This window comes from Aminomonas paucivorans DSM 12260, assembly GCF_000165795.1.
GTDB lineage: Bacteria > Synergistota > Synergistia > Synergistales > Synergistaceae > Aminomonas > Aminomonas paucivorans.
The window spans coordinates 743,146-768,616 of the sequence record NZ_CM001022.1 but is presented as its reverse complement, the minus strand read 5'-3'; the positions used below and the strand labels follow the sequence as shown (position 1 = coordinate 768,616).

21 protein-coding genes and 2 riboswitches are annotated in these 25,471 nt (G+C 67.7%); of the genes, 9 read left to right on the top strand and 12 right to left on the bottom strand.

Features of this window, described 5'->3' with window-relative positions:
• Positions 1–10: 10 nt before the first annotated feature.
• The 11 genes from modA (APAU_RS03385) to APAU_RS03335 form a co-directional block, all read right to left on the bottom strand.
• Complete coding sequence (gene modA, locus APAU_RS03385; RefSeq protein ID WP_006300279.1) at positions 11–763, bottom strand: molybdate ABC transporter substrate-binding protein; 753 nt, start codon at positions 761–763, stop codon at positions 11–13.
• Positions 764–825: 62 nt separating this feature from the next.
• Positions 826–1,581 carry a Rossmann-like domain-containing protein gene (locus tag APAU_RS03380; RefSeq protein WP_006300277.1) on the bottom strand — a complete coding sequence of 252 codons (756 nt, stop codon included), beginning with the start codon at positions 1,579–1,581 and terminating at the stop codon, positions 826–828.
• Positions 1,575–2,015, bottom strand: coding sequence for a Fur family transcriptional regulator (locus tag APAU_RS03375; RefSeq protein ID WP_006300276.1), 441 nt, complete (start codon positions 2,013–2,015; stop codon positions 1,575–1,577). Before APAU_RS03375 ends, APAU_RS03380 begins: the two co-directional genes overlap by 7 nt.
• A complete protein-coding gene (gene modA, locus APAU_RS03370; protein ID WP_006300275.1) occupies positions 2,012–2,737 on the bottom strand; it encodes a molybdate ABC transporter substrate-binding protein in 726 nt (241 codons plus the stop codon). Before modA (APAU_RS03370) ends, APAU_RS03375 begins: the two co-directional genes overlap by 4 nt.
• A gap of 211 nt (positions 2,738–2,948) precedes the next feature.
• Complete coding sequence (locus APAU_RS03365) at positions 2,949–3,794, bottom strand: XdhC family protein (protein ID WP_006300274.1); 846 nt, start codon at positions 3,792–3,794, stop codon at positions 2,949–2,951.
• A 60-nt stretch (positions 3,795–3,854) separates the two neighbouring features.
• Complete coding sequence (locus APAU_RS03360) at positions 3,855–5,030, bottom strand: pyridoxal phosphate-dependent aminotransferase (protein WP_006300273.1); 1,176 nt, start codon at positions 5,028–5,030, stop codon at positions 3,855–3,857.
• Entirely contained in the window at positions 5,027–5,446 is a 420-nt protein-coding gene (locus tag APAU_RS03355; protein WP_006300272.1) for a cupin domain-containing protein, read from the bottom strand. The genes APAU_RS03360 and APAU_RS03355 overlap by 4 nt, the downstream gene beginning before the upstream one ends.
• Positions 5,447–5,544: 98 nt before the next feature.
• Complete coding sequence (locus APAU_RS03350) at positions 5,545–8,334, bottom strand: molybdopterin-dependent aldehyde oxidoreductase (protein WP_040345524.1); 2,790 nt, start codon at positions 8,332–8,334, stop codon at positions 5,545–5,547.
• 193 nt (positions 8,335–8,527) lie between these two features.
• Positions 8,528–8,648, bottom strand: a riboswitch (molybdenum cofactor riboswitch).
• 237 nt (positions 8,649–8,885) lie between these two features.
• The gene (locus APAU_RS03345) at positions 8,886–10,445 is read right to left on the bottom strand and encodes an aldehyde dehydrogenase family protein (protein WP_156789420.1); all 1,560 of its coding nucleotides are present in this window, start codon (positions 10,443–10,445) and stop codon (positions 8,886–8,888) included.
• Positions 10,446–10,579: 134 nt separating this feature from the next.
• Positions 10,580–12,208: an L-glutamate gamma-semialdehyde dehydrogenase gene (pruA, locus tag APAU_RS03340; RefSeq protein ID WP_006300269.1), complete on the bottom strand. Its 1,629-nt coding sequence runs from the start codon at positions 12,206–12,208 to the stop codon at positions 10,580–10,582.
• A 142-nt stretch (positions 12,209–12,350) separates the two neighbouring features.
• The gene (locus tag APAU_RS03335; protein ID WP_006300268.1) at positions 12,351–13,061 is read right to left on the bottom strand and encodes a response regulator; all 711 of its coding nucleotides are present in this window, start codon (positions 13,059–13,061) and stop codon (positions 12,351–12,353) included.
• Positions 13,057–13,177, bottom strand: a riboswitch (molybdenum cofactor riboswitch). It overlaps the preceding gene by 5 nt.
• A 394-nt stretch (positions 13,178–13,571) precedes the next feature.
• Here APAU_RS03335 and ilvN point away from each other — a divergent pair.
• The 9 genes from ilvN to ilvE all read left to right on the top strand — a co-directional run bounded on the left by ilvN (position 13,572) and on the right by ilvE (position 24,099).
• The gene (ilvN, locus tag APAU_RS03330; RefSeq protein WP_006300267.1) at positions 13,572–14,111 is read left to right on the top strand and encodes an acetolactate synthase small subunit; all 540 of its coding nucleotides are present in this window, start codon (positions 13,572–13,574) and stop codon (positions 14,109–14,111) included.
• Positions 14,112–14,207: 96 nt separating this feature from the next.
• A complete protein-coding gene (gene ilvC / locus APAU_RS03325; RefSeq protein ID WP_006300266.1) occupies positions 14,208–15,218 on the top strand; it encodes a ketol-acid reductoisomerase in 1,011 nt (336 codons plus the stop codon).
• Positions 15,219–15,248: 30 nt separating this feature from the next.
• Entirely contained in the window at positions 15,249–16,802 is a 1,554-nt protein-coding gene (locus APAU_RS03320) for a 2-isopropylmalate synthase (RefSeq protein ID WP_006300265.1), read from the top strand.
• Positions 16,783–18,078 (top strand): 3-isopropylmalate dehydratase large subunit, encoded by a 1,296-nt coding sequence (locus tag APAU_RS03315; RefSeq protein ID WP_006300264.1) that lies wholly within the window; start codon positions 16,783–16,785, stop codon positions 18,076–18,078. Before APAU_RS03320 ends, APAU_RS03315 begins: the two co-directional genes overlap by 20 nt.
• Before the next feature lies 1 nt (position 18,079).
• Positions 18,080–18,595: a 3-isopropylmalate dehydratase small subunit gene (locus tag APAU_RS03310; RefSeq protein ID WP_006300263.1), complete on the top strand. Its 516-nt coding sequence runs from the start codon at positions 18,080–18,082 to the stop codon at positions 18,593–18,595.
• Positions 18,592–19,728 carry an isocitrate/isopropylmalate dehydrogenase family protein gene (locus APAU_RS03305; protein ID WP_006300262.1) on the top strand — a complete coding sequence of 379 codons (1,137 nt, stop codon included), beginning with the start codon at positions 18,592–18,594 and terminating at the stop codon, positions 19,726–19,728. The genes APAU_RS03310 and APAU_RS03305 overlap by 4 nt, the downstream gene beginning before the upstream one ends.
• Before the next feature lie 62 nt (positions 19,729–19,790).
• Entirely contained in the window at positions 19,791–21,467 is a 1,677-nt protein-coding gene (gene ilvB / locus APAU_RS03300; RefSeq protein WP_006300261.1) for a biosynthetic-type acetolactate synthase large subunit, read from the top strand.
• Between the two features lie 20 nt (positions 21,468–21,487).
• Complete coding sequence (ilvD, locus tag APAU_RS03295) at positions 21,488–23,197, top strand: dihydroxy-acid dehydratase (RefSeq protein ID WP_006300260.1); 1,710 nt, start codon at positions 21,488–21,490, stop codon at positions 23,195–23,197.
• 5 nt (positions 23,198–23,202) lie between these two features.
• Positions 23,203–24,099, top strand: coding sequence for a branched-chain-amino-acid transaminase (ilvE, locus tag APAU_RS03290; RefSeq protein ID WP_006300259.1), 897 nt, complete (start codon positions 23,203–23,205; stop codon positions 24,097–24,099).
• 84 nt (positions 24,100–24,183) lie between these two features.
• Here ilvE and APAU_RS03285 read toward each other — a convergent pair whose 3' ends face one another.
• On the bottom strand, positions 24,184–25,383 hold the full coding sequence (locus APAU_RS03285) for a hypothetical protein (RefSeq protein ID WP_006300258.1): 1,200 nt from the start codon (positions 25,381–25,383) through the stop codon (positions 24,184–24,186).
• Between the last annotated feature and the right edge of the window lie 88 nt (positions 25,384–25,471).

The window sequence follows — 25,471 nt, the reverse complement described above, 5'->3', positions numbered from 1 at the left end:
GTGGGGCCGCTTACCGGATCAGTTCGAAGCCCGCCTCGCGGAAGCAGGGTTCCGCCCGGTCGCTCCGGAGGTAGTCGAAGAAGGCCCGCCCCGCCAGGACGGAACGCCCGGCCACCAGCCCCCCGAAGAGGGTCTGAGGCGCCACGGGGACCTTGGTCCAGGTCCCTCCCAGCTTCTGGGCGATGCTCAGGGGCAAAAGGGCCAGATCCGCGCCGCCGCTCTTGGCGGCCAACCCCGCCTTCAGCACGTCTCCCCCCAGGATGAGCCGTCCCTGCTTTTGGATCGGATCGAACCATCCCTTGGACACCAGGTACTTCTTGGCCAGCTTGCCGAAGGGGGCCGTCTCGGGGTCCGCGATGGCCACCCGGTAGGCCTTGTCGGTCATCAGCTCCATCCGGGGAGCCTCCTTCTTGGCCCACCAGAGCACCAGGGGACACTCCGCGAAGGCCCGGACCTTCTCCAGCTTGCCCTTCTCCTCCAGGTACCGGGCCCACTTCTCGTCGGCGGAGAGGAACACGTCGAAGGGAGCCCCCATTTCGATCTGCCGGGCCAGGTTGCCCGAGGCGTCGAAGACCGCCTCCAACTTCATGTTCTTGTCCTTTTCAAACTGGGGAAGCAGCTTCTCCATCACCGGCTGCAGGCTCGCCGCCGCCGCCACGGTCTCCGCCGCCGCAGGGGAAACGGAGCCCAAACCCCATCCCAATGTCGCCGCCAAAACCAGAACGAATCCCCAACCGCCCCTGCGCATCCCCGAACGTTTCAAGACAGGACCTCCCTTGGTCGTAGTCATCCCGGCGCAGCCGTCGGGTCCCCGAAAACCGGCGGTCATTCCGCCTCGAAGCACCAGCGCTCCAGTCCCATGAGGGCGGCGGGACCGGCGGCGGTGGTGCCGTAGAGCACTAGGTCCGCCCCCTCCCGTTTCACCCGCCGGGCGATCTCCCCGAAGGTCCCGTTGGCCCAGGTGGAACCGGTGACCAGAACGAGACGGACCCCCCACAGGGATTCCTCAAAATCGTGCTCCCCGTCCCGAATCAGGACGCCCTCCACCTTCCGCCCCACGTTTTCCGGCTGGAGGTCCAGCACCCGAACCCGGGCAGGCCCCAAGGCCCGCACCGCCGCCTTCAGGATGGCAGGCTGAAGCCCCACCTGCAGGAGACAGCCTTCCTCCCCCAGGCGCTCCCGGATGCGCCCTTCCATGGTCTTGGCGCATTGTGCGGGGCCTTCGTCCCGACAGTGCCGGGTGGCCTCCGTCACCAACCCCAGGTGGCGAGCCAGCGCGTTGAGGCCCGACAGCACCAGGGGGCATTCCGCCAGATCCTCCGGATCCAGGCGCAACCATTCCCCCACCGTTCCGCTCCAGGAGGAGGGACAGGCGGTGAAGGCCTGCCCCACCTGTCCTTCGTAGGTGGCCTCCACCAGTTTTTCCTTGCCCCGGATCAGGGGGAATTCGTCCCGGCCCTCCGGGTCCCCCAAGGCTTCCTGGGGGGAAAGCGTCCGAATCTCCAAGGGGGCCGAACCCTCCCGAATCTCCGGGTGGTCCCGGAGGATCTCCTCCATGCGACGCTTCGCAGCCCTCAGCATGTGCCATCCTCCCCTTGGGACGTTTTCTTTTCTCGGCATCCGGAGCAGCAGCCGTACACCACCAGCTGCTTGCCCTCCACCTCGAAGCCTTCGTGAACGGCGACCCGGGGAAGAGGCTGGTCCACCAGACACTCCATGCGTCCGCAGACCACGCAGAGCAGGTGGACGTGGTTTCCCGGACATCCGGGGCCGGAGACGTCGTGGGCGCAGAAGCGCCACGCCCCGTCCAGCCCCTGCACCTGGTGCACCAGACCATGGGTGCGAAGCAGTTCCAGATTGCGGTACAGGGTCACCCGGTCCACCTTTTCGCGAAAGCGCCCTTGGATTTCCTGATGGGAAAGGGGCAGCCCCTCTGCCCGGAGAAGGGAGAGAAGCTCCTCCCGAAAGGGAGTGGCCCGAAGCCCCCGACCCTGAAGGTCTTCGGAGATGGTCATGGCTTTGCCACGGAGAATCCCCACTGCCGCCAGATGGGAGCGGCGCCGTCGGAACGGAGGAAGGCCAGGAAGGCCTTGGCGTTGGGGTTCGTGGAATTCGCCCCCAACCCCGCCACCGTGGGGATTTCCGTCCCCGGAAGCTCCCGGTAGGCCCCCTTGCTCCCCAGGGCGAGGGCCAGGGGCATCAGGGCAGCCTTGGCCGTGCCTCCCTTGACGGTCATGACTCCCTGGACCGCGTTGGCCACCACCAGGATCCTGCCGTTTCGCTTGCCCGCATCCCAAAGCTTGCGGTCCTGGAGGAACTTCCGAGCCAGTTTCCCGTGGGAGGTGGACTCCGGGTCGGGGCAGGCCAGGACGATCTTCCCCAGGTCCTCCAGGCGAGGGGGTTCTCCCGACGCCACCCAGACCACCATCTGCCCCCGGGCGCAGGGAGCGGCGGCCTTCAGCTTGCCCCGCCCCGCAAGCCACTGGGGCCACTCCGGATCCGCCGCCACCAGCACGTCGTAGGGCGCTCCCTGGTCCATCTGCCGGGCGATGGTTCCGGTGGACTCCCGCACCAGGGTCAAGGGCTTGCCCCCCTGAACCGCATAGGCCTGGATCAGGTTCTCCACACAGGACGCAATCCCCGCCGAAACCGCCACGATGCCCTCCTCCGCGTAGGCGGGGCCGGAGCATCCCACCAACAGCGCCACCATGCCCCACAGCATTCCCCTGAGCCTCATTCCACGACCTCCCCTTCGTCACAATTCCGTTGCATTATCCCCCCTAGGACTCCTCATTTGCAACGAAATTGCGCACTTTTGTCTACGCCCGTGCGAACCGAGGGGACGAATCGGAAAGACCAGGGGCTCATCAAAAGGGCCAGACAACGGCGAGCCGCCCTCCCGTCTCCCCGGAAGAAGACGGGAGGGCGGCTCGCTTCGCCCCCGGAAACTATTCAAATCGCGGATAGATCGGGAATCCCCCGTCCTCCGAGAGGGCCCGGCGCAGGTTCTTCAGGTCCCCCCGGCGGCTCACCGCGATCAGCTCCGCCACCACGGAGACGCCGATCTCCTCCGGAGTCTCCGCCCGGATGGGCAGGCCCACGGGCTGAAAAATGCCGTCCAGGTACGCCGCCGCCACCCCTTCCCGGATCAGGTTACAGCGCACCACATCGATCTTCTTGCGGGATCCGATGAGGCCCTTGTAGGCCGTGACAGTTCCCTCCAGGGCCTTCACCACCGCCGCGTCCAGGGCGTGCCCCCGGGTGGCCACCACCACGAAGGTCCGGTCGTGGAAGCGGATCCCTTCCTCTGCGATGCGGTCCAGGGGACAGGCCACGGTGCGCCCCCAGGGGATGTTCTCGGGGTTGGCGAATTCCTCCCGCTCGTCCCACACGGTGACCCGGAAACCCGCCGCCGCGGCGATGTGGGCCACCGCCTTGCCCACGTGCCCCGCCCCGAAGACCACCAGCTCCCGCTCCCGTCCCATCACCTCCAGGAACACCGCCAGCTCGCCGCCGCAGGCCGCCTCCCCCTCCGCCACGCCGTTGCAGTGCAGGGCCTCCCTGAAATGTCGGTATTCCGGCCCCTTTGCCAGCATGTCCAGGGCCTCCTGGATGACGTGGTACTCCAGCACCCCGCCCCCCACGGTGCCCAAGATGCTGCCGTCAGGGCGCACCCACATGCAAGCCCCGAGGCTTCGGGGGGTGGATCCCACCTCCTCCACCACCGTGCAAAGCACCCCCGCCGCTCCCGCCTCCAGTTCCTCCCGAATCAGGTCCATCATGACGCGATTCATGCCTTGTCCCGTCCCCTCTTTGCCGTCCCCGGAGGCACAGGGCCTCCTTCCGCCGTTCCCCTATGCCGCTCCATCCCGAACCAGCCCCTCCAGCACCGGCTTCATGCGACCGAAGGCCTCCCGGAGCCGCTCTTCCGGAACCGTGGCGGCGAGACGCACATGGTGGGGGAAGGAGGTCCCGAAGGCCCCCCCCGGAACCATCACCACCCCCGCCTCCTCCAGCATGCGCCAGGCGAAGTCCTCCCCCGAAAGGCCCGTGCGGGAGACGTCGAAGAAGACGTAGAAGCTGCCCTTGGGCACCCCGCAGGAGAGCCCCGGCAGGCCGTTCAGCCCCTCCGAGGCGCAGCGCACCCGATCCCGGAACAGGTCGTGGAGCCGCCGGGTGAAGGGAGCCCCGTTCTCCAGGGCGTACAGGGCCGCCCGCTGCACCAGGGAGTTCACACAGAGGGTCTGCACGATGGCCAGCAGATCCATGGGACGCAGGATCTCCTCGGGCCCCAGGACGTAGCCGATGCGCCAGCCGCACATGGCGAAGCTCTTGGAGAACCCGCCCACCGTGAGGGTGCGGCGTCTCATCCCCGGAAGCGTGGCGAAGGGGACGTGCTCCCCCTCGTAGACGAAGGACTCGTAAAGCTCGTCGGAGAGGACGATCAGATCGTGCCGTTCCGCCAGGTCCGCGATCCCCTGAAGGGTGGCCCGGTCGAACACCGCCCCGGAGGGGTTGCAGGGGGAGTTGAGCACCAGCATCTTCGTGCGGGGGGTCAGGACCCGCTCGATGTCCTCCACCCGGGGAACGAAGCCGTTCTCCTCCCGGCAAACCACCGGGACCGCCACGCCCCCGTGGTAGCACACCTGCTGGGCGTAGAAGGTGAAGTAGGGCTCCAGGAGCACCACTTCGTCTCCCGGCTCCAGGAGCACCTGAAAGGCCAGGTGGCAGGCCTGGGACCCCCCGTTGGTCACCAGCACCTGCTCCAGGGGAACCTCCAGACCGTAGGTCCGGCTCCAGTAGCCCCGGATGGCCCCCCGAAGCTCCGGGATGCCCGAGCTGGGGGCGTAGTGGGTGTGCCCCTCCAGCCCCGCCTGCCGCAGGGCCTCCACGATGGAGGGGTCCGTGGGCACGTCGGGTTCTCCCAGACTCAGGTTGATGAGCCCGGAGCGCTTCGACGCCTCCTTGAACATCTTCATCATGGACGAGGGTTCCAGGCAGCGGAACCGTGAGACCACCTTGCTCCTCACGAGGATTCCCGCTCCTTCCGATCCGCCCGATCCTGCCGCATCCGGGTCTTCTTTGCGTGGGGGTCTCCATGGGTGGGGACGATGCAGAAGAAGGCGAAGTCCGTATCCCCCACGTTGGCGAACACGTGCTCCACCCCCGGGGGGACGTGTCCCCAGGACAGTTCCGGCAGGTCGTGGGGCACTCCTTCCACCGTCACCTGACCGTGCCCCTTCACCGCCACCACGAAGTGGTCCCACTCGTGGGTATGGGGAGGGATGGACTCCCCGGGAGGCAGGATGAAATACCGGACTACGTAGTCGTCCCAATGCTGCCCGGGACCGAAGACGATGCGCTTGATCACCCCCGGCGCCAGGGCCGAGGCGTTGTGCAGGGGAAGATCCTCCAGCCTGCCCGACGCTCCCTGAATCTCCGCCATGATCGAACCCTCCTCTCCTTCGCTCTTTTCGGTTGCGAAAAGGGGGAGCCGGAACGAGTCCGGCCCCCCCGAGGTGTCGCGGAACCCCCTTGGGGGCCTTACTTCTTGAGACCCGCCAGGACTTTGTCGGGGGAACAGGGAAGCTCCTTGATGCGCACCCCCGTGGCGTTGAAGATGGCGTTGCCGATGGCGGGATGGGGAGCGGAGAGGGGCATCTCGCCGGTGCCGGAGGCACCGAAGGGGCCGAACTCCCGGGGCATCATCTGGTGGATCAGCTTCAGCTCGTCCGGCACGTCCTTCACGTAGGGCAGCCCGCAGGCCACCAGGTTGTTGTGCTTGTGCATGTCAATGAAATCCTCGGAAAGGGCCAGACCGATGCCCTGTGCCAGACCGCCGTACTGCTGGCCGTCCACCACGTCCAGGTTGCAGATGGCCCCCACGTCGCTCGCCAGGGTGAAGCGATCCACCGTGGTCTTTCCGGTCTTCGTGTTCACGGACACTTCCGCCAGGAAGATCCCGAACATGTGGTTGGAGAAAGGATAGCCTTCCCCGGTGGTATCATCCATGCCGGTGCAGGTGATGACCTCTCCGCTGTTGTCACGGGTCTTGGCCTGCCAGTACCCCTCGTAGAACGTGGGGATCCCCTCCGCCACCATCTCGTCGTAGGTGCGATAGGTGCCGTCGGGCTTCTTCATGGCCTCCAGAAGCTTGTTGCAGGAGTCCACGATGGCGTTGCCCACCATGACCTGGCAGCGGCTCGCCGCGGCAGCTCCGCTGTTGGGGGCCTTGGCGGTGTCGTTGCACTCCAGCCGGATCTGCTCGGGCCGCAGGCCCAGGGGCTTGAGGGCCTCGTGGGCGGTGCCCACGCAGCCCGCATCGGCGCCCTGGCCGTGGTCCTCCCAGGTGTTGTAGAGGATCACGCCGTCCTTGGTAAGCTCGATGTTGCTGCTGGCGTCGTCGGCGCCGTCGTCGTTGGAGTTGTAGATGCCGAAGGAGATGCCCACGCCCTTCTTGATCTCCTCGGTGCTGCCTGCGGCGGCCCGCTTCTTGGCCTCCTCGTAGAGCGGGCGGACCTTCTCGATCAGCTCCTGGAAGGGATAGACCTCAGGCTTCTGCCCGTGGGCGAAGGAATCTCCCGGACGGATGACGTTCTGGACCCGGAACTCGAAGGGATCCATGCCGCACTCGTGGGCCAGCATATCCATGGCCGTCTCGCCGCCCCAATAGGTCTGGGGAGAGCCGTAGGCCCGGAAGGCGGCGCTCCACCGGTGGTTGGTGAAGATCGTGTAGCCGCAGCCCCGGACGCTGTCCAGGTGGTAGGGGGCCATGAAGAACTGGCTTCCCTTGTTGGTGAGGTCCTGGCTGGACTCGGAGTAGGGGCCGTGGTCCACATACCAGTAGTGCTCGCCGCCCACCAGCATGCCCTTCTCGTCGGCCCCCAGGCGGATCTTCATGAGGAAGGGGGACCGCTTCGGGGTGCGGGTGATGTGCTCCTTCATGTCCAGACGCATGTACACCGGCCGCCCCGTGGCGATGACGCAGATGGCGATGAGGAACTCGTTGGTGGGGGCGACCTTGTAGCCGAAAGTGGCGCCCATTGGGTTCATGATGATGCGGATCTTCGACGGCGCCATGCCGATACCCCGGGCGATCATGAGCTGGTGACGGTACACGCAGATGCTCTTGGACTGGATGGTGATCCGGCCCTCTTCGTCGAAGTAGCCGAAGCCGCAGTCCGTCTCCAGAGTCAGGTGGGGCTGCCGGGAGCTGTAGAACTCGTCGTCCACCACGTACTTGGCCTTATCGATGAGGGGCTTCGTGTCCTCGCCCTTGATGATGGGACGGACGTTGAAGCAGTTGGGGATGTCCGCCAAGTCGGGGATTTCGTCGTAGACCTTCACGGCCCCCTGAGCCATGGCGTCCTTCACGTGGAGAAGCTCCGGAAGCTGCTCCAGCTCCACCACCACCGCGGCGGCGGCAGCCCGGGCGTTCTGCTCCGTGTCGGCGCAGACGATGGCCACGCACTCGCCCCACTGGCGGATCTTGTCGCCCTCGGGCACGATCATGCGCCGCTCCCAGCCGTCGCCGGACATGGAGCCGGAACCCTGCTGGCCCCGGATGCGGTTGGTCCCCTTGTTGGCCTTGATGTCCTCGGCGGTGACCACCTTGACCACCCCAGGCATCTTCAGAGCTTCGGTGTAGTCGATCTTCAGGACCCGGGCATGGTGGGTCTCGGGGCACACGGGAACGGCGAAGAGGGTCTCCTGGGGCATCTTCCCATAGAGGTCGTCGCCGTAGTCCATGGTGCCGGTGGCCTTGTAGATGGCGCTGGGGCGAGGGTAGCGGCTGCCCCAGATGGTGTCCCCGTCCTTGTAGAGCTCGTCGAGGCAGGTCATGGTCTTCTCGCCCCGCAGGATCGCGGCGGCCTCCATGACCGCATCCACCACCTGCACGTAGCCGGTGCAGCGGCAGGCGGTCCAGTGCTTCTGGAACCAGTCCCGAACCTCATCGCGAGTGGGGGAGGGATTGACCTCCAGCAGCCCCTTGGCGGCCACGATGAAGCCGGGGGTGCAGAAGCCACACTGGATGGCGCCCTTGATGATGAACGCATACTGAAGGGCGTGGAGGTGATCCGGGGTCCCGATGCCTTCGATGGTGACGATGTCCGCACCCTCGGGAACCTTGCTCCAGGGGGTGATGCAGGAGCGGGTCACCTTGCCGTCCAGCAGGACGTTGCAGACCCCGCACTGCCCCACGCCGCAGCCCAGCTTGGTGCCGGTGAAGCCGAGCTGTTCCCGGATGATCCGGATGAGGCGCTGCTCCGGATCCGCCACCACCTTGCGCGGGATGCCGTTGAGCCGGATGGACTTCACATGGTACTGCTTCATCTCTTCTTCCCCTTCCCCTCCCGTTTGGTTCACCCTGGTTCCCCTCCGTGGCGGAACCTCCGCAGGCCGTCTCCGCGCCGGCACGCCCCCAGGACGCACCGCATCGAAACGCCGCTTCACGCTTTCGGTCGCGCAGGGACAGGGGCTCGGAGGATACCGGCGGGCCCTCGACCGCCGAAACCCCCGAGGGAAGGTGGTGCTTCCGGTGCCCCCTTTCCAAACGCGGGAGGTCCTTCCGTTTCCGGGAGGACCCGTTGGCCCGGCACCGTAGGGCGTTGCCCCTTAGGCGTCCGGGCTCGGAGGCGTGTTGCGGGATCTGATTAGCTGGAATGCTACGGGAAGGAGCGGGGGGGAACAAGAAATCGTCCCTTTTTGAATCTTTTTGATTGTTTTTGGGCGGACAATCCCCCATAGACGTCCGGCTCACACGCCGCACGCCCGCCGCCACCTTTCAGAAGAGAAAAAGCCGATTCGGGAACCTGAAGGGCCGACCGCGCCGATTCGATCCGGATCGTCGTCGGCGCAGCCGGCCATCCCGAACTACGGACGCATCATGCCTCCCCGGGCAGCTTGAAGACCACGCCCTGTGCCAGTTCCAAACCATCCTCCCAGTGGATGGTGACGGTCTGGCGGCGCATGTAGGCTTTCCAGGCGTCGGACCCCGATTCCCGGCCGCCGCCGGTCTCCTTTTCGCCCCCGAAGGCCCCGCCGATTTCAGCTCCCGACGTCCCCAGGTTGATGTTGGCGATGCCGCAGTCCGACCCCCGGACCGAGAGGAACCGCTCCGCGTCCCGCAGGGAATTGGTGAAGCAAGAGGAGCTCAAGCCCTGAGGCACGCCGTTCTGCAGAGCCAGGGCCTCCTCCATGCTCTCCGCCTCCATGACGTAGAGGAGGGGAGCGAAGGTCTCCCTCTGCACCACCGGCCAGTGGTTCTCCGCCCTCATGATGGCCGGGCGGATGTAGTATCCCTCCGGCGCTCCCTCCACAGGAACGCGGTCTCCCCCCGCCAGCAGGGTCCCCCCGGCGTCTCGGGCCTCCCGGATGGCCGACTCCATGTCCTCCATGGCCTCGGGGGTGGTCACGGGACCCACGTGGGGGTCCGTCCACAGGGGATGGTCGACCTTCAGATGGCGGTAGGCCGAGCAGAGACGGTCCAGGAACGGCTTGGCGATCCGAGGGTGCAGGATCACCCTGCGGGTACTGGTGCAGCGCTGTCCCGCCGTCCCCACCGCCCCGAAGAAGACCGCCTGAAGCGCGTCGTCCAGGCAGGCGTCCTCCCGGACGATCACGGCGTTGTTGCCCCCCAGCTCCAGGATGGTGCGTCCCATGCGCGCCCCCACCACCTGAGCCACGTGGGCTCCCACGGAACCGCTGCCGGTGACGCTGAGCAGGGGGATGTGGGGCGACCGAAGCAGCTCCTCTCCCACGCTGCGCCCCGGACCGACGACGGCGGTAAACACACCCCGAAGGTCGAACTCGTCCAGGACGGGCTCCAGGATCCGCTGCACCGCCAAGGTCACCAGGGGGGTCTGGGAACTGGGCTTCCAGACAACCGTGTCCCCGCAGACCCCCGCGAGCATGGCGTTCCAACTCCAGACCGCGCTGGGGAAGTTGAAGGCCGTGACGACCCCCACCGGCCCCAGGGAGTGCCACTGTTCGTACAACCGATGACCGGGCCGCTCGCTGTGGGTGGTCATGCCGTACAGCTGCCTGCTGAGTCCCACGGCGAAGTCGGCGATGTCGATCATCTCCTGGACCTCTCCCCGAGCCTCCGGGAGGATCTTCCCCATCTCCAGGGTGATGAGCCGGGCCAGGGGCTCCTTGTACCGGCGTAGCTGCGTCCCGATGCGCCGCACCACCTCCCCGCGCCGGGGGGCGGGCATGGCGGACCAGGTCCTGAACCCTTCCCTGGCCCCGTCGAGGACCCGAGCCAGGTCGGATCCGTCGGCCTGCCGGATCCGAGCGATCTCCTGTCCATCCGTTGGGGAGCGGGAGACCAGCTCCGGCCCGTGCACGTCCAGCCACCCGCCGCTCCCGCCCAAGGTCGCCCCGGAAGGAACCTCTTCCAACCCCACCTCCGCAAGGATGGAATCCCTCAGCACGCTCGTCATGGTCGTGGTACCCATCGTACGATCCTCCCCCTCGATCTCTGCATACCAACTGAAGAGAGCAGAGCAGCCCTCTCCCGCGAAGCGGCTCGGACAAAACGAGAGGCCGTCCCCACGGAAGGGAACGGCTTCCTGCGTCAGCGGGTCATGTAGGGATAACGCCAATCCGTGGCGGGCAGCAGGGTTTCCTTGACGGTGCGGGGGCTCACCCACCGGAGCAGGTTCAGGCCGCTTCCCGCCTTGTCATTGGTCCCGGAGCCCCGGGCTCCCCCGAAGGGCTGCAGCCCCACCATGGCCCCCGTGGGCTTGTCGTTGAGGTAAAAATTCCCCGCGGCGTACCGGAGGGTCCGGCAGGCCTGGACGAAGGCGTACCGATCCTGGGCAAACACCGCCCCGGTGAGGGCGTAGGGGGAGGTGCGGTCGCAGAGGTGCAGGGTCTCCTCGAAGCGCTCGTCCTCGTAGACGTACACCGTCATCACGGGGCCGAAGATCTCCTCCTCCATGGTGACGAAGCGCGGATCCAGGGCCTCGATCAGCGTGGGTCGGAAGAAGTAGCCCGTGGAGGCATCCCCTTCCCCTCCCGCCAGGATCTTCGCGTCCGGGGAAGCCTTGGCCTTCTCCACGTACCCCTGGATGCTCTCGAAGGACTTGCGGTCGATGACTGCGTTGACGAAACAGTCCAGGTCCCGGACGTCCCCCATCTTCATGGATTGGATCCCCTCCACCAGCCGTTGGCGCACCTCCGGCCACAGAGAACGGGGGATGTAGGCCCGGGAAGCGGCGGAACACTTCTGACCCTGGTACTCGAAGGCTCCCCGGAGAATCCCCGTGGACAAGGCCGCGATGTCCGCGGAGGCGTGGGCGAAGACGAAATCCTTGCCCCCCGTCTCTCCCACCAGACGAGGATAGCTGCGGTAGCGGTCCAGTCGGTTCGCCACCCCCCGCCATAGGGCGTTGAAAACCCCGTTGGACCCGGTGAAGTGGATCCCCGCCAAGTTCGGATCGTCCAGGACCGTCTCGGTGAGTTCCGCTCCCGAGGCGGGGAGGAAGTTGATCACCCCGTCGGGGAGCCCCGCCTCCTGGAGGACCTTCATGAGGTAGTACGAGGACAGCACCGCCGTGGAGGCGGGCTTCCAGATCGTCACGTTGCCCATGAGCACAGGGGCCAGGTTGAGGTTCAGGGCGATGGCGGTGAAGTTGAAGGGGGTGACGGCAAAGACGAACCCCTCCAGGGGACGGTACTCCATGCGGTTGATGCTGTCCGACCCCATGAGGGGCTGGTCCGCGTAGATCCGGGAGGCAAAGTGCACGTTGAACCGGAGGTAGTCGATCACCTCGCAGGCCGCATCGATCTCCGCCTGGAAGGCGTTCTTCCCCTGCCCCAACATGGTGGCGGCGTTCAGGAGAGCGCGGTAGCGCTTGGAGATCAGCTCCGCCGCCTTGAGGAAGATGGCTCCCCTCTCGTGGTAGGAGAGGTTCAGCCAATCCTCCCGAGCGGCCAACGCCGCGTCGATGGCCTGCCGCACTTCCGTCGCCCCCGCCCGGTGGACCGTGGCGAGCAGGTGTCCATGGTCGCAGGGCATGGTGACCTTGCCCAGGCGTCCGGTGCGCACCGGACGCCCCCCGATGATCAGGGGGATCTCCGGCTGCAGGGAGCTCTGGCGCTCCAGCTCCGCCTCCAGGGCCGCCCGTTCCGGAGACCCGGGCAGATATCCCAGGACCGGCTCGTTGCAGGGCTGAGAGAAACTGTACAGAGCGTTGTTCATTTCCTGACCTCCTCCGTGAGTGTTCACGGAGGAAGGGTAGAACATATTGCAACTATGTTGCATTTTATGGAGATGAAATTCGGACCATTACTCCTTTTTGTCCGTTATCTCTCCTTTTCGTTTTCGTCCGGCTTGGGTTCCTTCAGAAAGACGCCAGGGGGGAGGCGGTGCGTTTCAGGACGTACTGCTTCAGGGGACGGCCGATCTCCTTGTAGGCGTGTTCCACCCGGACCAGTTCGGTCTCCACGAGGAACTCCAGGTAGCGCCGGGCGGTGGAGCGGGACAGGCCCAGACGCTCCCCCATCTCCGCCGCAGCGAGGGGACACTCCGCCACCTGCAGGACCCGGACCACCTGACGGAGCACCGGTTCCTGAAGGCCCTTGGGAATCCCCACCTCTCCCCCTCGACCGACGGTCCTGCCGTGGAGGATCTTGTCCAGGTCCGCCTGCCTCCAGGGGGTCTTGCGCCCCGTCAGCCCCCAGTAGTAGTTGCCGTAGGCGTCCAGGGCGGCGTGGAAACGGTCGAAGGTGAAGGGTTTGATGAGGTAGTCGAAGGCCCCGAGACACAGGGCCCCCCGGACCGTGTCCGGGTCGTCCCCCTCGGAGAGGATGATATGGTCCACCCGGGAGAATTCCGTCCGGGAACGCCTAAGCCCCTCCTGGCCTCCGAACTCGGGAAGGAACAGATCCAGGAGGACCAGGGCGGGACGCCGATTCTGGAGACAGCGAAACAGCTCCGGCCCCGAGGTGGCGTAGCCGCCGAGGCAGTAGCCCCGGGTCCGGGACAGGTATTCGGCGTAGAGGGAACGAAGCATCGGGTCCGCCTCGGCGATGAGCGCTTCCAGCACAGGCATGGATTGCCGTCCTCCTTTCCGGAAGGGAGGCACCCCCGTTTCCAGGGACACCCTAGACGGCTGCGAACCCTGGACCTCACGTCTTTAGGCACCGCAGCTCGGAGGATGGATTAGGGAATACTTCGTCTTATTGTACCCCACCGGAGAAAACCTTTGCAGCCCCCCCGAGGATTCGCGGGGATTCGCCGAGGAAACCCTTGACGATTCTCCCGAGAGTCCCTAGAATGTCACGCAATTTCCCGGTTCGGTCGGTCCGAACCGCATTCCACCGCAAAGGAGGGGATACCCGTGAACCGACAGGCCATGACCGCTTCCGAAGGCTTCTTCTGCTCTTCCGTTCTGTCGCTGGTGCTGGCGCTGGTACTGGTACTGATTACCCGTGGGTCCCCCCCTGGGGCGGCCGGCGCGTAGTCGCGCCACGGCAGCGCTCTCCAGGGCCGGGACCCGTACGGGTCCCGGCCCTTTTTTATATCCCCGAGTCCACCAAGAGAGCAAAGGAGGGACAACGCGATGAAGTGCACGTTGAGCGTTTTGACAGAGGACCATCCGGGCGTTCTGATGCGTATCGCCGGCCTCATCTACCGACGAGGCTACAACATCGAGAGCTTGAGCGTCGGACGCACCGACACCACCGGCTTTTCCCGGTTCACCGTGGTGGTGGAGGCGGACGAGCGAGGCATGTCCCTTCTGGCGAAGCAGTTGGAGAGGCTGGTGGAAGTGGTGACGGTGGAGGAGCTGAGCCGCAGCAAGTACGTGGAGCGCTGGCTCTCCCTCATCAAGGTCCGGGCCCCCCTGGAGGTTCGACCCCACGTGCTCCAGACCGCGGAGGTCTTCCGGTGCCGGGTGGTGGACATGGGCACCGACGCGGTGACCCTGGAGGTGACGGGGGATCAGGGAAAGATGGAGGCCTGCATGGAGGCCTTCCGCCCCTACGGGGTCCTGGAGGTGGCGGGTTCGGGAGCCGTGGGCATGCAGCGCACGGGCTTCGCCGCCACCCTCCCCTTCTCGGAAGAGATTCCCCTGCGGCTTTCCTGCGCAGGGATCTCCTAGATGCGACACCCCCGGGCGTTTCCACCCGGGAGGGAAGACAAGAGGCAATCCGAGGCGACGCGAATCCGCCCCACATTCGAGAGGAGATGGCAATCCATGGCAACGGTGTACTACGAGAAGGACGCGAAGCTGGAGACCCTGAAGGGCAAGACGGTGGCGATCCTGGGCTACGGCAGCCAGGGACACGCCCACGCCCAGAACCTGAAGGACAGCGGCCACAAGGTGGTGGTGGGTCTCCATGCGGGCAGCCGTTCCAAGGCCGTGGCGGAGCGGGACGGCTTCCAGGTTCTCTCCGTGGCGGAGGCCACCAAGGCGGCGGACGTGGTGATGTTCCTCATGCCCGACCACCTGCAGGCAGGAATCTACCGGGACGAAGTGGCCCCGAACCTGAAGCCCGGGGCGGCGCTGGCCTTCGCCCACGGGTTCGCCATCCACTTCGGCACCGTGGTCCCCTCCAAGGATCGGGACGTGTTCATGGTGGCGCCGAAGAGCCCGGGACACCTGGTGCGGCGCATGTTCCAGGAGGGCAAGGGGGTTCCGGCGCTGCTGGCGGTGTACCAGGACGCCTCCGGGTCGTGCCGGGACCTGGCCCTGGCCTACGCCTGCGGCCTCGGCGCGGGGCGGGCGGGGGTCCTGGAGACCACCTTCCGGGAGGAGACGGAGACGGACCTCTTCGGGGAGCAGGCGGTGCTCTGCGGCGGCGTGACGGAACTCGTCAAGGCGGGCTTCGACACCCTGGTGGCGGCGGGCTACCAGCCGGAGATCGCTTACTTCGAGTGCCTCAACGAGCTGAAGCTCATCGTGGACATGATCTTCGAGGGCGGTCTGGGCTGGATGCGCTATTCCGTCAGCGACACCGCCAAGTACGGGGACTGCGTGGCGGGACGCAAGGTAGTGGACGCCCACACCCGGGAGGCCATGAAAACCCTCCTCGACCGGATCCAGCAGGGCGAGTTCGCCAAGGACTGGATCCTGGAGAACCAGGCGGGGCGTCCGGTCATGAGGGCCTGGATGAAGGCGGAGAAGGAGCACCCCATCGAGAAGGTGGGGCGGGAGCTTCGGGGCATGATGCCCTGGATGGAATCCAAACAGGCTCCGGACTGCTAGAGGGACAAGACGAGAGGAGTGGACGGGCTCATGACGGTGGAGGACGTACGAATTTTCGACACGACCCTGCGGGACGGGGAACAGGCGGCGGGGGTCAACCTGAACCTGACGGAGAAGCTCCAGGTGGCGCACCAACTGGCCCGACTGCGGGTGGACATCATCGAGGCGGGGTTCCCCGCTGCGTCCCCCGGGGACTTCCAATCCGTCCAGACCATCGCCCGGGAGGTCCCGGGGCTCACCGTGGCAGGCCTCGCACGAACCCGCAAGGGGGACATCGAGGCGGCCTTCGAGGCCCTGAAGGACGCAGGCCGTCCCCGGATCCACACCTTCATCGCCACGAGTCCGATCCATCGGGAGTTCAAGCTGAAGATGAGCCGAGAGGAGGTCCTGGAGCAGGTGCGCACCGGGGTGGAACACGCCCGGAGTCTGGTGGAGGACGTGGAGTTCTCCGCCGAGGACGCCAGCCGCTCCGAGCCGGACTTCCTGGCGGAGGTGTTCCGCACCGCCGTGGAACACGGGGCCACGACCCTCAACATCCCCGACACGGTGGGCTACGCCACCCCGGAGGAGTTCGGCGCCTTCGTGGAGGCCCTGATCCGGGAGGTGGCCGCCCCGAAGAACGTGGCCTGGTCCGTGCACTGCCACAACGACCTGGGGATGGCGGTGGCCAACTCCCTGGCGGCGGTGCGGATGGGGGTGCGGCAGGTGGAATGCACCGTCAACGGTCTGGGGGAACGGGCGGGAAACGCCTCCATGGAGGAGATCGTCATGGCCCTCCAGACCCGCACGGACCGGTACGGCGCCCGCTCCCGGGTGGACACCACGAAGCTCTACGGCACCAGCAAGCTGGTCTCCCGCCTCACGGGGGTTCGGGTGCCCCCCAACAAGGCCATCGTGGGGGACAACGCCTTTGCCCACGAGGCGGGGATCCACCAGCACGGGATGCTCTGCAACCGGACCACCTACGAGATCATGCGCCCCGAAGACGTGGGGGCCCCGGGAACCGCCCTGGTGCTGGGGAAACACTCGGGGCGACACGCCTTCCGGGACCGCCTGGAGGCCCTGGGCTACCACCTGGACGAGGACCAGATCGACAAGGCCTTCGGCCTCTTCAAGGACCTCTGCGACCGCAAGAAGACCGTCTCCGACGGGGACATCGAGGCCCTGGTGGCGGACGAGGTGGTCTCTGCCCTGCCGGAGCGGCGTTACGACCTGGTGGACTTCGGGGTGCAGGTTTCCTCCGGACGGGCCACCGCCAGCATCACCCTTCGGCGCGACGGGCAGGAGATCACCGACGCCGCGGCGGGCAACGGCCCGGTGGACGCGGCCTACGAGGCCATCAAGCGCATCGTGGGGCTGGAACCGGAGCTTCGGGAGTTCCGCATCCACGCCACCAGCGAGCAGTCCGACTCCGTGGGGGAAACGGTGGTGGTGCTCCGTCACGAAGGGGTGAACGCCCAGGGGCGGGGAGCCTCCACGGACGTCATCGAATCGGCCATCAAGGCCTACGTCAGCGCGGTCAACCGGCTCCACGTGGTGGCCGCAGCAAAGGAAGTGAATCTGTATGGGACGGACTCTCGCTGAGGCCCTCATCGCCTCCCGAACCGAAGACCCCGTGGCCCCCGGTTCCATCTGCCGGGTGCGGGTGGACTTCGCCTTCGCCAACGACATCACCGCGCCCCCGGCCATCCGGGAGTTCCGCCGCATGGGGGCCCTGGAGGTGTTCGACCGGGCCCGCTGCGCCATCGTGCCGGACCACTTCACCCCTCCCAAGGACATCGCCTCGGCGGAGCAGCTGAAGACCTGCCGGGCCTTCGCCCGGGAGCAGGGACTTCTCTTCTGGGAGCCGGGACAGTGCGGGGTGGAACACGCCTTCCTCCCCGAGGAGGGGTACATCCTCCCGGGAGACCTGGTCCTGGGGGCGGACAGCCACAGCTGCACCGGCGGCACCCTGGGGGCCTTCGCCACCGGGGTGGGGTCCACGGACCTGGCCGCCGCCTGGGCTCTGGGAGAGGCCTGGCTGCGGGTGCCCGAGACCACCCGGGTGGTCTACGAGGGAACCCCCTCTCCCTGGATCTGCGGCAAGGACCTGATCCTCTCCCTCATCGGCCGCATCGGGGTGGAGGGGGCCCGGTACCGGGCTCTGGAGTTCCACGGGGAGGCCCTGGCCTCTCTGGACCTGGACGACCGGTTCACCATGGCCAACATGGCCATCGAGGCAGGCGGCAAGTGCGGCCTCTTCCCCCCGGACCGGGACACCCTGGAATACGTCGCCCCCCGGGCCAAGCGCCCCTTCAAACCGGTGCAGCCCGACCGGGACGCCCGCTACGCCTCTGCCGAGACCTTCGACGCCTCTGCCCTGGAGCCTCTGGTGGCCCTGCCCCACCTGCCGGAGAACGTGCGCCCCGCCGGTGAGTGCGCCCACCTGACGGTGGATCAGGTCTTCATCGGCTCCTGCACCAACGGCAGGCTGCGGGACCTGGAGGCGGCGGCCCGGGTCCTGAAGGGACGACGGGTCCACGAGGGGGTGCGCCTGGTGGTGATCCCCGCCTCCTACCCCGTCTTCTCGGAGGCCATGAAGCGGGGCTGGCTCCAGACCTTCCTGGACGCGGGGGCGGCGGTGTGCACCCCCAGCTGCGGCCCCTGCCTGGGAGGACACCTGGGCATCCTGGCGGAGGGGGAACGGTGCGTGGCCACCAGCAACCGGAACTTCGTGGGCCGCATGGGGCACCCGAAGAGCGAAGTGGTTCTGGCGGGCCCCCTGGTGGCCGCCGCCTCCGCCGTGCTCGGTCGGGTGGCGGACCCCCGGGAGGTCCTGGGGGACGATCCGGCGGCGCTGCGCCGCGAGGAGGGATGCTGACATGAGCCGGATCCTGGAGGGCAACGCCTGGGTCTACGGGGACCACGTGGACACGGACGTCATCATCCCCGCCCGCTATCTCACCGTCAGCACCCCCGAGGCACTGGCGCCCCACTGCATGGAGGATCTGGACAGCACCTTCGCGGGGTCCGTCCGACCGGGAGACGTGATCGTGGGGGGAGCCAACTTCGGCTGCGGCTCCAGCCGGGAGCACGCCCCCCTGGCCATCCAGGGGACCCAGGTCTCCTGCGTGGTGGCGGCTTCCTTCGCCCGGATCTTCTTCCGCAACGCCCTCAACGTGGGGCTGCCCATCCTGGAGTGCCCGGAGGGGGCGGCCCGGATCCGCAAGGGAGACCGCCTCCGGGTGGACCCCCAGGGGGGAACCATCGAGAACCAGACCCGGGGGGAGTCCTACCCGGTGCGCCCCTTCCCCCCTTTCCTGGCGGATCTGGTGGAGGCGGGAGGCCTGGTGCCCTACGTGCGGCGACGCCTCGCCGAGAAGGAGGTCCGGCCATGAGCAAGACCTATCGCATCGCCTGCATCCCCGGGGACGGCATCGGGCCGGAGGTGACCCGCCAGGCCCGAAAGGCACTGGACGTCGCCGCGAACCGATTCGGCTTTTCCCTGGACTGGCAGGACTACCCCTTCGGGGCGGCCCACTACCTCCGCACCGGGGAGATCTTCCCCGAGTCGGCCCTGGAGGAGATGGGGGGCTGCGACGCCCTGCTCCTGGGGGCCATCGGGGACCCCCGGGTCAAGCCCGGAGAGCTGGAACGGGGCATCCTCCTGACCCTTCGCTTCCGCTTCGACCAATACGTGAACCTACGCCCCGCCCTGAGCTTTCCCCGGGTGCCCCTGCCGGTGCCCCTTCCGGAAGGACGCAGGCTGGACACGGTGGTAGTGAGGGAGAACACGGAGGACCTGTACATGGGCCTGGGAGGCCGCGCCGAGGGGGGCTCCCTGAGCTTCTCCGTGGATGCCCGACGGGCCCCCTACGAACTCAAGGGGGAGCTGGCCCTCTGGACCACCCCGCCCTGCCCCCTGGCGGCCCAGGTGGCCGTGTCCACCCGCCCGGGGGTGGAGCGCATCGCCCGGTACGCCTGCGAGCTGGCAGTCCGGCGGGGGGAGGACCGGGTCACCCTGGTCACCAAGGCCAACGCGGTGCCCCACCTCTACGGCTTCTTCGAGGACGAGACCGCCCGGGTGGCGGCGCAGTACCCCGGCCTGAAGCTGGAGAAGGAGAACGTGGACGCCTGCTGCTACCACCTGGTGCGGCGCCCCGACGCCTTCGGGGTGCTCCTCTGCCCCAACCTCTTCGGGGACATCGTGAGCGACCTGCTGGCGGGGCTTTCCGGGGGCATGGGCATGGCGGCGGGGGGAAACATCGGCGACGGCCTCTCCATGTTCGAGCCCGTCCACGGGTCCGCCCCGGACATCGCCGGGACCGGCCGGGCCAACCCCCTGGCGGCGATCCTCTCGGGAGAGCTGCTGCTGCGGCACCTGGGGGAGCACGAGGCGGCGGACGCGGTGGGAGGGGCCGTGACGGCCTACCTGGAGGAATCCGACCCCGAGGGGCTGCCCTTCGAGCTGGGGGGAACCTCCCCGGTGGAACGTTCGGGGGACGAAGTGGCCTCCCGAATCGCGGGATGACCGACGATCCGGCGTCCCCCGGTCGGGGACGCCGCAGAGAGAAGAGAGAGGGGGGAGAACCCATGAGGATGAGCGGAGCGCAGATGGTGGTTCGGTCCCTGGAGGAACTGGGGGTCGATACGGTGTTCGGCCTCCCCGGGGGCACGGTGATCCCCCTGTACGACAGCCTGTACGACAGCCCGATCCGGCACATCCTGGCGCGACACGAGCAGGGGGCGGCCCACGGGGCGGACGGATACGCCCGGGCCAGCGGCCGGGTGGGGGTCTGTCTGGCCACCTCGGGGCCCGGGGCCACCAACCTGGTGACGGGCATCGCCACGGCGAACCTGGACTCGGTGCCCCTGGTGGCCCTCACGGGGCAGGTGGCCACCTTCGCCATCGGCTCCGACGCCTTCCAGGAGGCGGACATTCTGGGGGCGACTCTGCCCCTGGTGAAGCACAGCGTCCAGGTCCGCTCGGCGGAGCGGATCCCGGAGATCCTCAAGGGGGCCTTCCACATCGCCGCCACGGGACGCCCGGGCCCGGTGCTGGTGGACATCCCCCTGGACGTGCAGCGGGAACTGGGGGACTACCGCATGCCCGGTCGGGTGGAGTTTCCGGGCTACCATCCCGAGGCGGTGCAGGACCTCTCTCTCCTGGAGGAGGCGGCGGCGGCGGTGCGGGGGGCGGAACGCCCGGTGATCTTCGCCGGGGGAGGGATCATCCGGGGACGGGCCTGGGAGGCCCTGGCCCGGTTCGCCCAGGCCTTCCAGATCCCCGTGGCCACCTCCCTCCTGGGAAAGGGAGCCTTCCCGGAGAACCACCCCCTTTCCCTGGGAATGGCGGGGATGCACGGCCGTCCGGAGGCGAACCACGCCCTCACCTCCGCGGACCTGATCCTGGCGGTGGGGTCCCGGTTCAGCGACCGAAGCACGGGAAAACGGGACCGGTTCGCCCCCCTGGCGAAGGTGGTGCACCTGGACCGGGACCCTGCGGAGATCTCCAAGAACATCGAACCGGAACTCTGGCTGGTGGGAGAGGCGACGACGCTCCTGGACCGGCTCACCGAGGCCCTGTCGGCCCTTCGCCCCCTGCCCCGGAAGGGCTGGCTCAAGCAGATCCAGGGATGGAAGGCCCAGTACCCCCTCCCTCGCCCCCAGGGGGACGGGGCGGTGCATCCCTGGCAGGTGCTCCAGGCGGCCTTCGACGCCACCGACGGGGAGGCCCTGGTGACCACCGAGGTGGGACAGAACCAGATGTGGGCGGCCCTGCACTACCCGGCCATCCACCCGGGACGCTTCCTCACCTCCGGAGGGCTGGGCACCATGGGCTACGGCCTCCCCGCCGCCATGGGGGCGGCGGTGGCCCGGCCGGACCTCCCGGTGTTCTGCGTGGCCGGGGACGGCAGCCTGCTCATGAACATCCAGGAGCTGGACACCTGCGCCCGCTACGGCCTGCCCGTGAAGGTGCTGCTGCTGAACAACAGCTGCCTGGGGATGGTGCGACAGTGGCAGGAGCTGTTCTACGACCACCGCTACTCCCAGACCCTCTACTCCCGGGACCCGGATTTCCCCAAGCTGGCGGAGGCCCTGGGGGGAACGGGCTTCTCCGTGGACCGGCCGGAGGAGGTGCGCCCCGCGGTGGACCGGGCCCTTGCGACCCCGGGCCCCGTGGTGGTGGACTTCCGGATCCCCCGGGACGAAAAGGTGCTTCCCATGGTGCCCCCCGGGGGAGCCATCGACGAAATGATCCTCGAATAAAAGAGAGGAAGGGACCGAACATGCGAAGCGATCAGGCAAAACGCGGCCCCGCCCGGGCCCCCCATCGGGCCCTTCTGAAGGCGGCGGGATACACGGACTGGGAAATCGAGCGCCCCTGGATCGGGCTGGTGAACTCCTACAACGCCCTCATCCCGGGACACGTGCACCTGAACCGGCTGGCGGCGGCGGCCAAGGCGGGGATCTACGCCGCCGGGGGCCTTCCCCTGGAGTTCCCCGTCATCGGGGTCTGCGACGGCATCGCCATGAACCACCTGGGGATGAAGTTCTCCCTCCCCAGCCGGGAACTCATCGCCGACTCCATCGAGATCATGGCCCAGGGGCACGCCCTGGACGGACTTCTCCTGCTGACCAACTGCGACAAGATCATCCCCGGCATGGCCATGGCCGCCGCACGGCTCAACATCCCGTCCCTGGTGGTCAGCGGCGGCCCCATGATGGCGGGACGGTTCGAGGGACGGGACATCGACCTCTCCTCCGCCTTCGAGGCGGTGGGACGCCACGCCGCAGGGCGTTGCTCCGACGAGGAGCTGAGGGAAATCGAAGAGGCCTGCTGTCCCGGCTGCGGCTCCTGCGCGGGGATGTTCACCGCCAACACCATGAACTGCATGATGGAGGCCCTGGGGCTGGCCCTGCCGGGAAACGGCACCATTCCGGCGGTGGACGCCGCCCGGGACCGGCTGGCCAAGGACGCGGGGGTGGCGGTCATGGAGCTGGTACGCGCCGGAATCCGCCCCCGGGACATCCTCACCCCCCAGGCCTTCCACAACGCCGTGGCGGCGGACCTGGCCCTGGGAGGCTCCACCAACTCGGCCCTCCACCTGCCCGCATTGGCCCACGCCGCCGGGGTGGACCTGCCCCTGGACCGGTTCGACGAGCTGGGCCGATCGGTGCCCCACCTCTGCTCCATGAGCCCCGGAGGCCCCTACCACATCCAGGACCTCCACCGGGCGGGGGGCATCCCCGCCCTGATGGCCCGCCTGCTGGCGGGAGGCCTGGCGCGGGGGGAATGCCTCACCGTCACGGGACGCTCCGTGGCGGAGAACGTGGCCTCCCGGAAGGTGCGGGACGACGAGGTGATCCGCCCCCTGGACCGGCCCTACCACGCCCAGGGAGGCCTGGCGGTGCTGAAGGGCAACCTGGCCCCCCTGGGATCGGTGGTGAAACAGTCCGCCGTGGCGGAAGAGATGCTCTGCCACACCGGTCCGGCCCGGGTCTTCGACGGGGAGGAGGCGGCCACGGAGGCCATCCTGGCGGGACGCATCCGGGACGGGGACGTGGTGGTGATCCGCTACGAGGGCCCCAAGGGAGGCCCGGGGATGCGGGAGATGCTCACCCCCACCGCCGCCTTGGCGGGACAGGGAAAGGACCGCACGGTGGCGCTCCTCACGGACGGGCGCTTCTCCGGGGCCACCCGGGGAGCTGCGGTGGGGCACGTCTCCCCGGAGGCCGCCTCGGGAGGTCCCATCGCCCTGGTGCAGGAGGGCGATTCCATCACCGTGGACATCCCGGGAAGGCGGCTGGATCTGGGGATCTCCCCGGAAGAGTGGCAGGCCAGAGAGGCCAAGCGGATCCCCAAGGAACAGGCGGTGGAAAGCCCCTTCCTCAACCGGTACCGGCGCTTCGTCCGGTCGGGAGTGGAGGGAGCGGTGCTGGACGAAACGCCCCGCGAGGACGTTTGCCGGAAGACCCCCTTCGGGGGAAAGGAGTGATCGCCATGAGCACGGTGTACCTGAACGGTTCGTTCGTTCCCAAGGATCAGGCGAAGGTTTCGGTGTTCGACCATGGGTACCTGTACGGAGACGGAGTTTTCGAGGGAATCCGGGCCTATGCGGGACGCATCTTCCGGCTGGAGGAGCACATCGACCGGCTCTACGACTCCGCCCAGGCCATCTGCCTGAACGTGCCCATGACCAAACCGGAGATGGCGGAGGTGTGCGCCCAGACCTGCGCCCGTAACGGCATCGACGACGGCTACATCCGCCTGGTGGTCTCCCGGGGGGAAGGGAACCTGGGGTTGGATCCGAACCTGGCGAAGGAACCCAACGTGGTGTGCATCGCCTCGCAGATCCAGATGTACCCGGAGGAGTTCATCGAGAAGGGACTGCGCCTCGTCACCGCCGCCACGAGGCGGAACTACGGGGAGGTCCTGGCGCCCCAGGTGAAGAGCTGCAACTACCTGCCCAACATCATGGCCTGCCTGGAGGCCCGCAACGCCGGGGCCCACGAGGCCATCTGCATGAGCCGGGAAGGCTACCTGGCGGAGTGCACCGGGGACAACATCTTCCTCGTCAAGGACGGGGTGCTCAAGACCCCCCACCACGGGGTGGGGATCCTCCGGGGCATCACCCGCAAGGCGGTGCTGGAGATCGCCGCGGAGCTGGAGATCCCCACGGAAGAGACCTTCCTCAACCGTTGGGACGTGTACTCCGCCGACGAGATCTTCGTCACCGGGACCGCCGCGGAGCTGGTCCCCGTGACGAACGTGGACGCCCGCACCATCGGCAACGGCGTCCAGGGCCCCATGACCCGCCGCCTCCGGGAAGCCTTCCACCGCCTGGTGCGCACCGAGGGGTACCCCATCCCGAAGCCCCAGGAGGCCCAGGCCATCTGATCCCTCCCTGCACGAGCTGCCATCCCTCTCGGACAGGAGGCGGGGCCCGCACCGGGCCCCGCCTCCTGTTTCTCTCAGGGAGTTCTAAGTCGAAGCCGCCCCTTCCGGGGGGAAGACCCGGTCCAACCGGACCAACACGTGCACCAGGTAGAGCAGGACGCCTCCGTTGGCCGCCAGGATCCCCCCCACCGCCAGGCCGGGGAGGAACCGGGCCACCAGCATGGAGGTCCCGAACAGCAGGGAGAGCAGGTCCAGAGTCGTCTGGGTCGCGTAGAGATGCAGCAGGATCGGGGGCACGGGCCTCGGGATCTTGGGACCTCGCAGCAGGGGCAACCACAGTCGCCTCAATCCCAGCACCCCTCCCCCGATGTTGAGCCATCCCACCAGCAGCGTCAGGAAGGGCACCAGGGTCTCCGGAACCAGACAGGAGAAAGTGCCCAGGAGGGCGAAGAGCATCCCCAGCAGGATCATGGGCCAGGAGCGGGTATAGGCCCCCAGGGGGGTGCTCCCGAAGGCCAGCATCTGCACGGCGAAGAGCACCATCAGGAGCCCCAGCTGGGCGCTCCCGGAGAAGGGCAGGAGCCCCAGGTGCACCGGAGTGAGCAGTCCCCCCAGAAGCAGCATGAACAGCCCCACCAGGAGGAGGAGGATCCTGTCCTCCTGAAGAGGTCCCGGCCCTGCCTCCCCGCCGTTCGGGTAGGTCCGGCGTACCAGGAGGAGCACCCAGGACAGGTAGACCACCCCTCCCCCGTAGACCAGGGCGACGACGGCGATCCAGGGATCTCCGGTCAGGCGGTTCTGGAGGATCCGGATCCCCAAGGGGATGGAGGACAGATAGACGAGGGAGCACCCCCGGACGAGGTGCCTCCCGACTCTCCCCAGGCCCTTCCAATGGGGCAGACGGTCCCGGCGAAGGAGCATCTGCAGGAAGAGCGCCGCCCCCCCGGCGGTGAAACACAGGAAGAGGAGCACTCGGGGAAAAGCCCCGAGGAGGTCCGGAACGAAACAGGTGACGATGCCCGAGGCGGCCACCCCTCCGCCCAGGAGGAGAAGCCCCCGGGAGCGCCCCGGGTCCCCGAAGGGGGTCTTGCCCAGCAACATCATGTGCAGCGCCACCAGGAAGAGCAGAAGCCCCTGCAGCCCGTTCTCGTAGACCGGCAACAACCCCCGCGACACGGGGACGAGGATCCCCCCCACCGCCAGCATCATGACCCCGGAAAGAGACAGGACCGCCACGTCCAAAGGAAGATCCGCCCGTCGGGCAACCCCCCACTCCACACTCATGCCGCCACCTCCCGAGGAAATGCGGGAAACCCCGATGCGCCCCGCTTGCCTCGGACTCTACCTCCTCCCCCAGCCCCCCCGCAACGCG